Annotated in this window: 6 protein-coding genes; 2 read left to right on the top strand and 4 right to left on the bottom strand. The window is 71.9% G+C overall.

Annotated elements, in window-relative coordinates; genetic code table 11:
* Positions 1-4: 4 nt before the first annotated feature.
* Both pxpB and H0A72_RS06095 read left to right on the top strand, forming a co-directional pair.
* The gene (pxpB, locus tag H0A72_RS06100) at positions 5-736 is read left to right on the top strand and encodes a 5-oxoprolinase subunit PxpB (protein ID WP_180154183.1); all 732 of its coding nucleotides are present in this window, start codon (positions 5-7) and stop codon (positions 734-736) included.
* Positions 733-1725 carry a 5-oxoprolinase subunit C family protein gene (locus H0A72_RS06095; protein ID WP_180154182.1) on the top strand — a complete coding sequence of 331 codons (993 nt, stop codon included), beginning with the start codon at positions 733-735 and terminating at the stop codon, positions 1723-1725. Before pxpB ends, H0A72_RS06095 begins: the two co-directional genes overlap by 4 nt.
* Before the next feature lie 42 nt (positions 1726-1767).
* On the opposite strand, the gene H0A72_RS06090 is transcribed toward H0A72_RS06095, so the two are convergent.
* The 4 genes from H0A72_RS06090 to H0A72_RS06075 are packed head-to-tail and all read right to left on the bottom strand — an operon-like array spanning position 1768 to position 14646.
* Complete coding sequence (locus H0A72_RS06090) at positions 1768-2109, bottom strand: STAS domain-containing protein (protein WP_180154181.1); 342 nt, start codon at positions 2107-2109, stop codon at positions 1768-1770.
* Entirely contained in the window at positions 2106-3419 is a 1314-nt protein-coding gene (locus tag H0A72_RS06085; RefSeq protein ID WP_180154180.1) for a glycosyltransferase family 9 protein, read from the bottom strand. Before H0A72_RS06085 ends, H0A72_RS06090 begins: the two co-directional genes overlap by 4 nt.
* On the bottom strand, positions 3416-12511 hold the full coding sequence (locus H0A72_RS06080; protein ID WP_180154179.1) for an amino acid adenylation domain-containing protein: 9096 nt from the start codon (positions 12509-12511) through the stop codon (positions 3416-3418). Before H0A72_RS06080 ends, H0A72_RS06085 begins: the two co-directional genes overlap by 4 nt.
* Positions 12508-14646, bottom strand: coding sequence for an AMP-binding protein (locus H0A72_RS06075; protein ID WP_343060148.1), 2139 nt, complete (start codon positions 14644-14646; stop codon positions 12508-12510). The genes H0A72_RS06080 and H0A72_RS06075 overlap by 4 nt, the downstream gene beginning before the upstream one ends.
* Positions 14647-14652 lie beyond the last annotated feature (6 nt).

Genomic DNA, 14652 nt, shown 5'->3' with positions numbered 1-14652 from the left:
GCCGATGACTAGCAACGCCCTCGGCCGGGAAACCGCCTGGACCATCGTCCCCCAGGGAGACCGCTGCCTGCTGCTGGTGTTCGGCGACGGCATCGACATCGCGACCGGCCGGCGCTGCGGGACGGCGGCGGCGGCCCTGCGCGCGGCGCGCCTACCGGGCGTGAGCGACATCGTGCCCGCCTTCAATTCCGTGGCTGTCCATTACCAGCCCCGCCTGTTCAAAGACGGCGCCACGCTGGACCGCCTCGTCGCCGGCATCGGCGCAACCCTCGAAACCGCGCTTTCCGGCGACAAGCCCGCCGACGACGCCAGGCAGGTGGATATCCCGGTATGCTACGGCGGCGAATACGGCCCCGACCTGGAAGACGTCGCCCGGCACTGCGGCCTGACGCCGCGGGAAGTCATACGGCTGCACAGCGGCACGCCGGCCTACGTCTTCATGCTGGGCTTCGCGCCCGGGGCGCCGTATATCGGCATACACGACCGCAAGCTCGCCATCGGCCGCCGCGACACCCCCCGGACCGTCGTGCCCGCGGGGTCGGTCGCCATCGCCAATCTGCAGACCATGATTTATCCCAACGCTTCGCCGGGCGGCTGGAACCTGATCGGCAGCACGCCTTCGGTGCTGTTCGACGCGGCCAGGGAACCCGCCACGCTGCTCGCCCCGGGGGACACGGTCAGGTTCGTGCCCATCGGCCCCGACGACTATCTTGCCTTGAAGCGCGCGCCGACATGACCATCACCGTACTCAAGCCCGGCATGCTGTCGTCCTTCCAGGACCTGGGGCGGCACGGCTTCCAGCATCTGGGCGTGCCGGTGGGCGGCGCCATGGACGGGCGCGCCCATCGGCTCGCCAACCTGCTGGCCGGCAACGACGAAGACGAGGCCACGCTGGAGGTCACGCTCACCGGGCCCAGCCTGCGCTTCGAGGCGCCGGGCTGCATCGCCATTTGCGGCGCGCAGCTGCATCCTTCCATCAACGATGCGCCCATCCCCAACAACCGCCCCATCGTCGTGCGGGCGGGCGACGTGCTGGCCTTCGGCGCCCGCGCCTCCGGCTTGCGGGCCTACATCGCCTGGCATGGCGGGGTGGACCTGCAGCCGGTGCTGGGCAGCCGCAGCACCTATCTCCGCGGCGGCCTGGGCGGGCACCAGGGCCGGGCGCTCAAGAAGGGGGACGTCTTCGCAATGCGGGCCGATCTCTCCGACCGCGACCTGGACGACCTGTCCGGACGGCTGTGGGAAATCAAGATATATCTGCCGGCCACCCTGGGGGCGCAGCCGCGCACCGCGATCCGCGCCGTGCGCGGCGCCCATGCGGCGCTGTTCACGCCGGCCGCCGTCCGGGAATTCTTTTCAAGCGATTATCGCGTCAGCCCGCACTCCGAACGCATGGGATACCGGCTCGAAGGCCCGACGCTGGCGCTGGCGCATACCGCCCAGCTGCTGTCCGAAGCCACCAGCTTCGGCAGCATACAGGTTCCTCCGGACGGGTCTCCCATCGTGCTGATGGCCGACCGCCAAACCACGGGCGGCTATGCCAAGATCGCCCATGCCGCGTCGGTGGACCTGCCCATCATTGCCCAGAGCATGCCGGGGGACGTCTTGCGTTTCGTTGAAATCAGCCTGGATCAGGCGCGCCGGCTGGACAGCCAGCGGGAAGAAGCCTTCGACGATCTGCAGCTTGCGCTGGCGCCGCTGCGCAAGCTGTTCGGCCGGCATTGACGCCCGGGCCGGCGAGGCCCGCGCCGCCGGCGCCGCCATTGGCTATGCGGCCGCGAGCCGGGCCACCGCCGTGGCGCGGTCGTCGACCACCGTCAGTATCGCCAGGAAACCGCTGATGTCGAATACTTCGTGCACGTGCGGCTGCAGGCTGCACAGCACCAGTTGCCCGGAGTTCTGCTTCAGGCGCTTGGCCAGCATCAGGATGACCCGCATTCCGGCGCTCGAAATGTAGTCCAGGCCGCTGAGGTCCAGCGCGCACAGGCGCTCGCCCCGTTCCACATAGCCCAGCAGGCCGGTTTCAACTTCCGCCGCATTCGCGCTGTTGATCTGGCCGGACGCCGAAATCACCAGAACCTCGCCGATTTTTTCGCTAGAGAGACTCATGAGGTAACCGTTGTGTTGAAAGTAGCTGATTGTAGCGACTTAAGGGGCGAGCACCAAGAAAAGCCTCCGTGAAAGTCCACCATGGCCTTGAACACCTGATTGAGGCCGCGGTAGTCGCGCGGCCACAGGCGCACCCCTTGCGCTTCGAGGAATTCGAGCGGCCGCGCCACGAAGGCCGCCCGCAGGCTGGGGTGCCGTTCGCACTGATCGAGCGCATCGGACAGCGACACCGGCGCCGGGCCGTTGCGCGCGCCCGGGGCAACCGGCCCCGGCTCCGGCGCCGGCGCGCCGTCTTTGGCGCGGAACGGATCGGTGGAATGCCCGGCCTGGCGCAGCTGCTCCGACATCCTTGCCAGGCATTCCGGCCAGTCGCCGGACACCGTCTGCCGGATCAGGCGCATGCTGCGGTACAGGGCGGTTTCTTCGCTGTCCAGGCCCCAGCGCCAGCTGCAGGGGTTGCTGAGCAAGGTCCAGACCGGAACGCCCAGCGCCCCCGCCACATGAGCGGGCGCGCTGTCTATGGTGATGAGCAGGTCCAGCCCCGCGATGATTTCGGCCAGGTCGGCCACGTCGCGCACGCTGCGCCCGCAACGCTCGATGCCGGACGCCCAGGGCGCCGCGTCCAGGGCCGTCTCGTCGTCCCCCCATTGCACGCTGACCCAACGGACGTCGGGGTGGTCCGCGACCAGGCGCTCCAGCAGGCCCAGCGGAATCGACTTGATGTCCCAGGCCAAGCCTCTGCGGTTCGCCGACCAGTTCAGCCCCACGCGCAGGCCGGCTTGCGGGCGCTCCGCGAGATGCGCGCCCGGGCGGCGCGCGGCGGTCAGATAGGCTGCGCCGCGGCTGGGGTCGGAGCACAGGGCGCCCATGCGCATCAGCGACACCCGCGCCTTGGGCGGGTCGGCCAGCGCCTGGTCCGGCGTGACCGGCTCCATGACCATGCCCGGCGCCTGCAGGCGGATCAGGCGATGCAGTTCGGGATTGCACTGTATCCGCACGCGGCTGAATTGCGCGGCCACGGGCGGCACGTAGCGCAACTGCTGGATGATGTCGCCTATGCCCTGCTCGGCCACGATCAGCAGATCGCGCTCGCGCCCCACGGGCGAGACGGACATGATGGTGCGCGAGCGCGGGTCGCGCCGCACCAGCCCCCACGGGCTGTTGGCGTCCCACAGCATGAATTCGCCTTCGCCCGTTTCGGGGCGCCAGACGTCGACGTCCAGGCACCAGGGCTGCCCATTGGAAGGCGGGCCGGCGCAAACATGGAGATCATTCACCAGCCAGTGGAAATGCAGCGGAAACGGCGTCATGGCTGGGGCACTCCTTGCGCCATTCCGGCATCGTCGATCCGCCCCATCAATTCATCGAGCTCATCTTGGGAAAAATCCATGCCCGTGAAGTCGGACGGCGTATACACGGCCGCGGACGATCCGGCGCAGGCCGCCGACAGGCGCCGCACGGCCTGCCGCACGCGGTCCAGCAAGGCGTCCACCGTGGCCGCCTCGTGCCCGGGCGAATGCCGGCATGACAGCACGATGGCGCCCCCGTCCAGCCAGACGTCGAAAGCCAGCACGTGGCGCCGGGAAGCCTGCGGCGCGCGCTCGCTGCCCGGCGCCAGGCGCAGCAGGTCCAGCCCGCGGCTGCCGAACTGGCCGATCTCCCCGACGAAGTTGAAGGACACCGGCGGCTCGGCCCGCAAGTCCGGGTGGCCGCCGTAGCGCAGCAGCCCGTAGCCCATCCCCCCTTCCGGCGTGGCCCTCAGGCGCTCTTTCAGCGTCACGGTCCACGCCGGGACGTCGTCGGACGCCGCCGGCACCACGAAGGGATAACGGGTGGTGAACCAGCCTATGGTGCGCGACAGATCGATGGCCGGGTCGAAAGGCTGGCGCCCATGCCCTTCCAGGTCCAGCAGGCAGGCGCCGCCCGCCCAGGCGGACACCGCCATGCCCACCGCGGCCAGCACCGCCTCGTGCGGCCGCAAGCCGAAAACGGAGGCCATGCCGCCGAGGAATCCGGCGGACTCGTCGGCCGGCAATGCCAGCCTTCTGTCGGCCGCCTCGCCTTCGGTGTTGGCATGGCCGGGCCGGTCCATGGGCAGCGGAACGCAGTCCCCGGCCAGGCGCAGCATGTCCTGCCAGAATCCCAGGGACGCGCTTGCCGCCTGCGCCCGGCCCGCCAGGGCCCGGGCCCACCACGACCAGGAAGTGGAGGCGGCGCGGATCGAGGCCGGGCCGCCGGCCAGCCCGGCCCGCAGGTCGTCCGCGAGTATGGACCAGGACACCATGTCGGACAGCGCATGGTGCACGACGGCGACGAGCCTGGCCTGCCGCGCCGAAACCTGCAGCGCCCCGAGCGCGAATACACGGCCTTCGGCCAGGTCCAGGGTGTCCATCAGTTCGTCGGCCAGGGCGTCTTCGCGCCGCGCCAGGCCGGGCTCGTCCAGCCCTGCCGCCTCGACCACGCGCACGCCGGGATCGGCGGCATCGGCCAGTTGCTGCGCCATGCCGCCGGCCGTGGGAATCCAGCGCATGCGCAAGGCGTCGTGGGTGGCCTGGAGTGCGCGGGCAACGGCGAGCAGGCCGTCCGCGTCGACCCGGCCCGGATAGCGGAACACCGCCGCCAGGCACCAGCGATTCCGGTCAGGCATCGGTATTTCGGTGAACCATTGCTGTATGGGCGTGAGCGGCACGGCCTCCCGCAGCGGTTCGCGGCCCGCCATGCCGCCCACCGGCACGGCCAGCCGCGCCAGGCCCCTGGGCGTCGGAGCCTGGAACACCTGCGCCGGCGTCAGCGCCCAGCCCAGCCGGCGGGCCCGCCCCACGATCTGGATGGCCATGATGGAATCGCCGCCCAAGGCGAAGAAATCGTCGTCCGGCCCCACGGACTCCGTCTGGAGGACCTCGCGCCATAGGCCGCGGATCTGGTCCAGGACGGAATCTTCCGCGCCGGGCCCGGCGCCGGCGGCGGGATCGCCGGCCGGCGCGCCGGCCAATGAAGCCAGCAAGGCCTGGCGGTCGATCTTGCCATTGACGGTGAGGGGCAAGGCGGGAAGCGAGAGGATGCGCCGCGGCACCATGGCCGCCGGCACGCGTCCGGCGAGCCAGGTCCGCAATGCCTCGCCGTCCACGTCGCCCGCCACCGCCGCCGCCAGCGCGGGCTCGCGGCCGTCGCGCCTGTCGACCAGCACGACGGCGTCGCGCACGCCCGCATGCGCGCGCAGGGCCTCGGCCAGGCCCGCCGGTTCGATCCGGTGGCCGCGTATCTTGACCATGTCGTCGCCGCGCCCAAGAAAAACGATGCGCCCGTCCGGACGCCGGCGGCCGAGGTCGCCGCTGCGATAGCTGCGCGTGCCGTCGTCCGCCCGCCGGAAGCTCTCCTTGCCGGCGGGCTCCGGCTGGGTGTAGCCGGCGGCCACCGCAGGGCCGGAGATGACGATCTCGCCTTCGCCGCCCGCCGCCACCGGGCGGCCATCGGCATCCAGGAGCTCGACGCCATAGCCGTCCAGCGGGTGGCCGATGGGAACGGCGTGGTCGCCGTCCGCGCGCAATTCGGGCAGGGCTTCGGTCATGCAGGCGCCCACCGTGGTCTCGGTGGGGCCGTAGTGGTTGAAGATCCGGCACGCCGCCCCCAGGGCGCGCAGGCGGTCGACGAGGCGCCAGGCCAGGACGTCGCCGCCCAGGATCAGGGCCCCGCGCGGCAGCAGCCCTTCCGCATCGGGCGAATCCAGCAGCGCCGCCAGGTGCGCCGGCACGATCTTGAGCACGTCGAACGGCGTCTGCCGCACCCAGGACGCCAGCGCGGCGGGATCTCTGGCGGTTTCCGCGTCTATGGCGTGCAGCGCGCCGCCGCTCCAGAGCGCGCCGAATACCGAGGTATAGCCCAGGTCGGCGGCAAAGGAGGACACCATGGCGAATGACGGCGGCCCGGCCATGCCGAGGCGTTTCAGCATGGCCGGCACGTAGGCGGCGATGGCGCCATGCGGCACCATGACGCCCTTGGGCCTGCCGGTGGAGCCCGAGGTGTACAGGACGTAGGCGATGTCCCGGGCGGCGACGGGCGCCGGCAGCGGCGCGGGGCCGCCGGCGGCCAGGCCGCGCCGCCATGCCAGCACGGCGACGCCGTCGAAGGCCGCCCGCGCGCCGTCCGCGACCACCAGGGCCTTCGCCCCGCTGTCGCGCAGCACGTAGGCATGGTGTTCATCGGGATGGTCTTCATCCAGCGGCACGAAGGCCGCGCCCAGGCGCAAGGCGGCAAGCATGGCCACGACGGGCCCCAGCCCGCGCGGCAGGCGAAACGCCACCCTGTCGCCGGCTCCGATGCCGGAACGGGCCAGCTCCCCGGCCAAGGCATGGGCCTCGGCATCCAGCGTGGCGTAGTCGACGGCGCCCAGGGCGTCGCGCAGGGCAAGCGCCGACGGCGTTGCCGCCGCGGCGCGCGCGACTTGCCCGGCCAGGCTGGGCACAGCGTCCGTTCCATCCCGTACGAAGGCTTCGAGGATGCCGGCATACTGCCGCAGCCAGGACTCGACCCGTTCGGCATCGAACAGATCGCGGTTGTAGAAGGCGTCGATCAGCAGGCCGTCGGCATCGGCCAGAATGTTCCAGTTCAGGTCCCAGCGCACCGCGCCGTGTGCATTGGCGTCGATGCGCGTGTCCAGGCCGTCGAACCGGGGCAGCGCGTCGATGCGGTCGAGGTTGAAGGACACCGACGCCAGGGGAGGCCGCGATGGGTCTCGGCGCAGCTTCAGCCCCTTGAGCAGGCGCGCGTAGGGGTAGTCGCGCCGCGCCATGCCCTGCGCGACGGCGCGCTGCGCCTGGGCCAGGAGCGCCGCCTGCGGCTGGGACTCGTCCAGATCCAGCCGCAGGGGCAGCACACCCACGCAATAGCCCACCAGCGATGTCGCGGCGAGCTCGGGCTGCCCGGCGGAGAAGACGGCGACCACGAGGTCGCGCCGGCCCGACAAGCGTGCAAGCAGTTTTCCGTAGGCGGCCAGGCAAACGGAAAACAGGCTGCATCCGATCCGGCGCCCCAAGGCTTCGAGCCCGGTCCGCAGCTCGGGCGGCACGCGCAAGGCGGCGCGCGCGCCCGCATAGCTCTGCAAGGCGGGCCGCGGACGGTCCGCCGGCAGGTCCAGCGGCGGCGGAATGGTCCGGTATACCGAATTCCAGTAGTCGGCCGCGCCCGCGTCCTCGGCCCGCCGCCTGGCATGGTCGGCATAGCGGCGATACGGCACGGCCTCGGCCAGTTCGGGCGCGCGTCCCCGCAGCGCCGCGTTGTACAGCTCCGCGAGCTCCAGGGCGATCACCTGCATGGACCAACCGTCGACGACGAGATGCGGCATGATCAGCACCAGCCGGTGATGTTCGGGCGCGAACTCGACCAGCCAGGCCGTCAGCATGGGACCATGCTCGAGATCCATGGGAACCAGCGCCCTGCCGTCCAGCCAGTGCTGGAAGGCGCTTTCGGCGTCCCGCCAGCGCAAGGTGCGGAAATCGGGCGCCAGCTCGGCATGGACGGCTTGCGTTTCGCCGTCTTCGGGAAAGGTCGTGCGCAAGGCTTCGTGGCGCCGGCAGACGGCTTCCAGGGCCGCGCGCAGCACGGCCGGCTCCAGCTTGCCTCGCAGATCGAAGAGCAGCGTCTGGTTGTAGGCGGCCGACGCTTCGGGGCTGAACGCCGCCAGCATGCGCAAGGCGGTCTGGCCCGGCGCGGCGGGCAGGACCTCGGGCCCGGACGGCATGGCCATGAGCGCCTTGGCCTCGGGCGCCGGCGCGAACGCCTGCGCCGGCGTCTGTGTCGATGCCCGCGCGGGCGCCAGCATGCCGGCGGCCCGCATGCCGCGGACGGAATCACGCACGGCGTCCTCTATCGTCAGCAGGTCTTCTTCGCTGTGCGCGGTGGAAAGAAAGCAGGTGCGCCCTTCCCAGACGTAGACGCCGTTCTGGATCATGTGGTTGTAGAACAGGTCGCCGGCCCCGATGAAACGGAACAGGGAGGAAAAACTGTGCACCGATATGCCGCATGCTTCTTCCGCCAGCATGCGGTTCAGCCGCTCGGCGAATGCGCGCGTGCGTTCGTTCAAGGTTTCCTGCAGCCCGGGGCCGGCGGATTCCAGGTGTTCCAGCACGGCCAGGGAAGCGGCCATGGCCAGCGGGTTCTTGTTGAAGGTGCCCGCAAAAAAGGTGCGTTCGCCCCGGGGCGAGCCCGCGGCGTCCAGCGGCCAGGCGCCGCCGTCCAGGGCATCCAGGTAGCGCGCCTCGCCGGCCACGACCCCTATGGGCAGGCCGCCGCCCACGATTTTGCCGTAAGTGACGAGGTCGGCGCGGACATCCGCCCAGGCCTGGGCGCCGCCCAGCGCCACGCGGAAGCCCAGCAGCACCTCGTCGAAGATCAGGGCCGTGCCCGTCGAGCGGGTCAGCGCCCGCAAGCGCTGCAAGAACTCCCGCGGCTGCCGGTCGGGGCGGCGGCCCTGCACGGGCTCGACCAGCACGGCGGCCAGCGACTGCCCTTCGCGCGCCAGGCGCTCCAGCGAGCCGGCTTCGTCGCCGTAATCGAGCAGCAGGATGTCCTCGGCCATGCCGGGCGGGGTGCCGCCCGCCATCGGCGCGGCCTTGCCATCCGGCCCCGGCTGGGCGAGCACCCCGTCGAAATGGCCATGGTAAGACCCTTGGAACATGGCGATGCGCCGGCGCCCGGTGGCGTGGCGGGCCAGCCTGAGCGCGGTCATGACCGCCTCGGTGCCGCTGTTGCAGAAGGCGGCGCGGGCGTTGCCGGTCAGGCGGCACAAGCGCTGCGCCACGTCGCCGGCCAGGTGCGCCTGCGGACCGATGAACAGGCCGCGTTCGCCCAGGTGCCGGTTGATGGCCTCGGCGATGAAGGGCGCACTATGGCCGAAGAGCTGCACGCCGAACCCCATGGCGATGTCGACATAGCGATTGCCGTCCACGTCGAACAATTCGCTGCCCTGCGCGCGCGCGCCCACGATGGGGTACAGCATGTTCTTGGTTTCGGGGCGGAACCCCGCCACGGCGCGGCTGTCGGCCAGATGGGCGCCGTAGCGGATGCGCTGGTCGCGCGACGCCCGGCTGCGCTGAATGTAGGCCTGGGAAAATTCGGCCAGGCCGCTCGCCTGCTCGGCGCCGAGCTCCAGGCGGGCAAGCGTCGCCGGCACGGACGCGGCAAGCGACGCGGGCGCATTCGGCGCCTGGGCGCCCGGCGCGCCCGCAAGCGCGGCCCTGGCGTCCGGCACGGCGGCATTCGCCTCGGCGTCCGTCACCGGCGCCGGTGCCGCGGCAGGCGCCGGCGCGGCGGGCCGCTTGCCGCCGACTTGCGCCAGCACATGCTCGATCAGGCGCAAAGGAGTGTTCAGGGCCTCGAACAAAGCCCGGCGCGGAATCGAAATGCCCCACTTGCGCTCCATGGCGGCGACCGCCTCGGTGAGCGCCAGGGAATCGACCCCCATTTCCAGGAAGCCGCGGTCGGAACGCTGGTCGGCGGCCGGTAGCTGCAGGGCGCGCGCCAGGAAGGCGGCGATGTCGTCCGCGAGCGCCACGGCGGGCTGGGCCGCGGCCCCGTCGGCATCCGTGGCCGTGGCTGCAACGGCGGTCGCCGGGACGCCGGCCGTCGGGGAGCCGATCGCAGAAAATTCAGCCGCGCCCTCGGCGGCGGACAGCGCCATGACCGGTGTTTTTGCGATCCAGTGGCGGCGGGGCTCGAAGGGATAGCCCGGCGTCTCGCCGCGTTCGGCCGGGTCATAAAGCGCTTCCCAGCGCAGCGGCACGCCGGCCGCGTACAACTGGGCCAGCATGCCGCCCAGCGAGCGCCAGGCGGGCTGGTTGCGGCGCAAGGTCGGGACCAGCACCGGCGGCGCATCCGCGTAGCCCGGGCAGCGCGCCGCCGAGCCGACCAGATTGGGCGCCGCGCCCACCTCGATCAGCACGTTCGCGCCCATGCGGGCGAGCGCGCCTATCCCATCGGCGAAACGGACCGGCTGCCGGATGTGGTCCGTCCAGTACTCAGGCGTATCGAAAGCGGCGTCCGCCGTGCCGGTCGAATTGGAAATCAGGGCCAGCCGAGGCCGCGACAAGCGCAGGCCGGACAAGGCCCGGGCGTAGGGCTCGAGCGCGGGCTCCATCAGCCGCGAATGGAAGGCGTGCGAAGTCCGCAAGGCCTGGGATGCGATGCCCCGGGCTTCCAGGGCCTCGCACACCCGGCCGACGGCGGCCGACTCTCCGGAGATCACGCACTCGTCGGGCGAGTTGACGGCGGCAAGATCGATGGCGGCCGCAAGGCCGCCGGGCAGTTCGGACAAGCAGGAGGGCGGCGCGAAGACCGCCGCCATGGCGCCGCCGGGAGCGGCCGCCCCCATGAGGCGCCCGCGCTCGGCCACCAGACGGAGGGCGTCCTCCAGGGAAAACACCCCGGCCCGGCAGGCCGCCACGTATTCGCCCAGGCTGTGCCCCATGACGAACTCGGGCTCGATGCCCCAGGCCGCCAGGCGCTCGGCCAGCGCATAGCCAAGCACGAACAGCGCGGGCTGGGCGATGCGCGTGTCGGTCAGGGAAACGCCCTCCTGGGCGGATGCGTCGTCGAACATCAGGCGCGTCAAGGACGCGCCGATCAAGGGATCCACCACCGCCGCGCAATGGTCGACGGCTCGCCTGAACACGGGGTCGTCCTGGTACAGACCCTTGCCCATGCCGGGCCATTGGCTGCCCTGCCCCGTGAACAGGAAAGCGATGCGCGGAGCGGCCCGCATGGCCGTTCCACGGGCGCCGCCGGCGGGCGCCTGCCCGGCCGCGACCTCGTTCAGCCCGGCCAGGAGCGCTTCGGCGTCCTCGCCCGCGACCGCCGCCCTGAACGGATGTCCGCCGCGCCCCAGAGCCAGGGAGGCCGCGACGCCGCGGGGATCGGGCTGCTCTTGCGCCATCCATGCGGCCAGCCGCCGGCCCAGCCGCGCCAGCCCCGCCTCATCGCGCGCCGACAAGGGAAGCACCAGCGGGCCGGCCCGCTCCGCGGCCGCCGCGGACGGATCGCGCGGCGGCGCGGCTTCGAGTATGAGATGGGCGTTGGTGCCGCTGAAACCGAAGCTGCTGACCGCCGCGCGCCGGACGGGCGCCGGCGGCCAGGCCTGAGCGCGATCCACCACCCGCAAGGGCAGCCGGTCCCAGGGGATGCGGGGATTGGGCGATGACTGGTGCAAGGTGGGCGGCAGCCGCCCCGCTTCCAGCATCAGCACGAGCTTGATCAGGCCGGCGATGCCGGCGGCCGCCTCCAGATGCCCGATATTGGTCTTGACCGCACCCAGCAGCAGGGCCTCGCCGCGCCCGGGGCCGTAGGCTTCGGCCAGCGCCTGGGTCTCGATGGGATCGCCCAGCGGCGTGCCGGTCCCGTGGCATTCCACCACCTGCACGTCGGCCGGCCGCAGACCGGCGTCTTTCAGCGCCGCGCGTATCAAGCCCGCCTGCGCGGATGCATTGGGCGCCGTCAGGGAGCTGGCGCGCCCGTCATGGTTGACCGCGCCGCCGCGCACGACGGCCCGGATCCGGTCGCCGTCCCGCAGCGCGTCGGACAGGCGTTTCAGCACCACGAAACCCGCGCCTTCGCCGCGCACATAGCCGTCCGCGGAGGCGTCGAAGGTACGGCAGGCGTGGCTGGGGCTGAGCATGCCCGCCGCGGCGAAGCCGCGCGTCAGCGCATCGGAGACCAGGGCGTTGACCCCGCCGGCGATCGCCATGTCGCATTCGCCGGCCTGCAGGCTGCGGCAGGCCGCATGCACGGCCACGAGCGACGAGGAGCAGGCGGTGTCGATGGCCAGCGCCGGGCCGGTGATGTCGAGCAGATGGGCCAGGCGGCCGGCGGCCGCGCTGGCGGAATTGCCGGTCGTCGCCTGCGGCGTGAAGCCCTGGCCGGGCGCGTGGAAGCGCGCTTCGTAGTCATGGGTGCTGATGCCGACGAACACCCCGGCCGCCCGCGGACGCCGCCCGGGATCGGCCGCGCCGGCGTCTTCGAGCGCATGCCAGGCGACTTCGAGCAGCATTCGATGCTGCGGATCCATGTGGGCGGCTTCGCTGTCCCGCATGCCGAAGAACGGTGCATCGAAGCACTCCACGCCCCGCACATAGCCGCCGCGCGGCAGCGTATCGCGTTCGGGGCGGTCCGGCGGCGGCTCGCCGATCGCGTCCGCGCCTTCCTGCAGCAGGCGGCGGAAGGCGGCGGCGTCCTCGGCCCCCGGGAAGCGGCAGCCCAGGCCGATCACGGCCACCAGCGACGCGTCGTCCCGGCCCGCCTGGTCCGCGCGCAGCGCATCGATGCGCTGCTGCAGGCCGGTGACCAGCGCAACGACCTGGTCGGCGTCCAGCCGCGAAATGCGCTCGCGCAGCGCCTGCCTGGCTTGGTCCGTCACGGCTCCCCCCTTTCAATCGCGCTCAACAAGTCTTCGAGATCGCCGCCCTCGGACGGCGGCGCCGCAACCGGCTGCTTGGCGCCGGCAGGCGCGGCGGCGGCCCGCTCGCTGGGCGCGAAGTGCGCGACCAGCCGCGCAATGGTCGGATGATCGAAGGCGATGGTTTCCGGCACCTCGGCGCCCAGCCTTTCCCCCAATGCCAGCGCCAGTTCGGCGGAGCCGAGGGAATCCAGGCCCATTTCGGCGAAGCCCCGGCCCGCGTCCAGCGCGCGTTCCGGCAGCCCGAGCCGCCCGGCCAGCCAGCCCGTCAGCCAGCCGGTGAGGGAGGCCGCGTCCATTGCGCCGGCCGGCGCGGATGCGGCCGCGCCGGCCCTTGCGGGTTCCAGGCCCATGCGGCGCCAGCTTGCGATAATGGGCAGGCTGCCTTCCAGGAAGGCGCGCTTGTTCGCCAGGCGCTGGATCTTGCCGCTGGAGGTGCGCAGCACGGATCCGGGCATCACCAGCGCCACGTGCGCCAAGGGCAGCTCCAGGTTGCGCCATACCGATTCGACGATGGCCTGGATGATGGGTTCGGGCGCTTCCCCGCGCCGCGAACGCTCTAGCTCCTGCACCAGCACGACCTGCTCGCGCCCGCCCTCCACGTCGTCGGACGCGATGGCGAAGGCCGCGCCGTTGTCGCGGCGCAAGGCATCGTGGGCGTTCTGCGCCACCCGCTCGATGTCGTGCGGGTAGAAATTGGCGCCGCCGAGAATGATGAGGTCTTTGATGCGCCCCGTCACGAATAGCTCGCCGTCCTTCACGACGCCCAGGTCGCCCGTGCGCAGATACTGCGCGCCGTCCGTTTCGCCGGCGATCCGGGCGCCGAAGGTGTCCCGGGTTTCGTCCGGCCGCCGCCAATAGCCCGCGGCGATGGTGGGCCCGCCGACCCAGATTTCGCCGATTTCATGCGGCCCGCGACGCGCCAGGGTGTCGGGATCGACGATGGCGATGGGCACGTCGGGCAGCGCCCGGCCGCTGCCCGGCATCACGCGCCCGCCCGGGGCGCCGTCGGGCAGGATACGGGCCTGGCCGCGCTCCAGCGCCGCAACGTCGAAGCTGCGCATGACGGGGGCCGCGCCCACCGGGTTCGCCGTGACGGCCAGCGTGCTCTCGGCCAGGCCGTAGGCCGGGGCGAAGGCCTCGCGGCGAAAGCCCCGGGGCCCGAAGGCGAGCGAGAACTCCTCCAGCACGGCGGGGTTGATCGGCTCGGCGGCGTTCATGGTCATGGCGAGGCTGCTCAGGTCCAGGCCGGCGCGGTCCTCGGGCGCGATCCGGCGGCAGCAGAGATCGTAGGCGAAGCTGGGGGCGGCCGAGTGCGTGCCCCGGTAGCGGGTGATCGCCTGCAGCCACAGCGCCGGCTTCTGCAGAAAGGCATTGGGCGCCATCTGCACCGATGCGCAGCCGGAAAACAGGGGCTGCAGCAACCCGAAGATCAGCCCCAGATCATGGAAGGCCGGCAGCCAGCTGACCATGACCGAGGACGGGTCCAGCGCCCAGGCCCGCTGCATGCGCGCCATGTCCTCCACCAGATTGCCGTGGCTGACGCGCACGCCTTTGGGCGAGGCGGTGGAGCCCGAGGTGTACTGCAGGAAGGCGATGTCCGTGGCCGGGACGTCCGCGGGCTCCAGGCCGTTCGCCTCGGGCAGGCCGTCGGTCGGAATCCAGTCCAGCGCGCCGAGATGCCGGCTGGATTGGCGCCATTCCGCAATGGAATCGATGAGGTCCGCGCTGGTGAGCGCCACGCGCGCCGAGGAATCCACGGCGACGGCTTCGAGCCGCTCGATCAGGCGATTGCGCCGCGGCGGGTTGATGGGCGTGGCCAGGCGGCCGCTCCAGAGGCAGCCCATGAAGGCGGCGAGGAAGGCCGGCCCGGCCTGGAAGACCAGCAGGACCGGCTCGCCCGGCTCGGTGACCCGCATGAGGCGCGCCGCAACGGCCCGCGCCCGCGCCGCGAGTTCGGCGGCATTCCAGCGGCACTGCTCGCCGCCCTGGCTGTCCAGGAAAACATATGACCAGCGATCCGCTGGATCGGCCGCCCGCCGCGCGAGAATGCGCGGCAGCATGGCGGGCTCGGCTATCGGGGCGGGCGTCTTCACGATGGC

Source organism: Parapusillimonas granuli (genome assembly GCF_013416525.1).
GTDB lineage: Bacteria > Pseudomonadota > Gammaproteobacteria > Burkholderiales > Burkholderiaceae_B > Parapusillimonas > Parapusillimonas granuli.
This window is presented reverse-complemented; position numbering and strand designations above follow the sequence as displayed.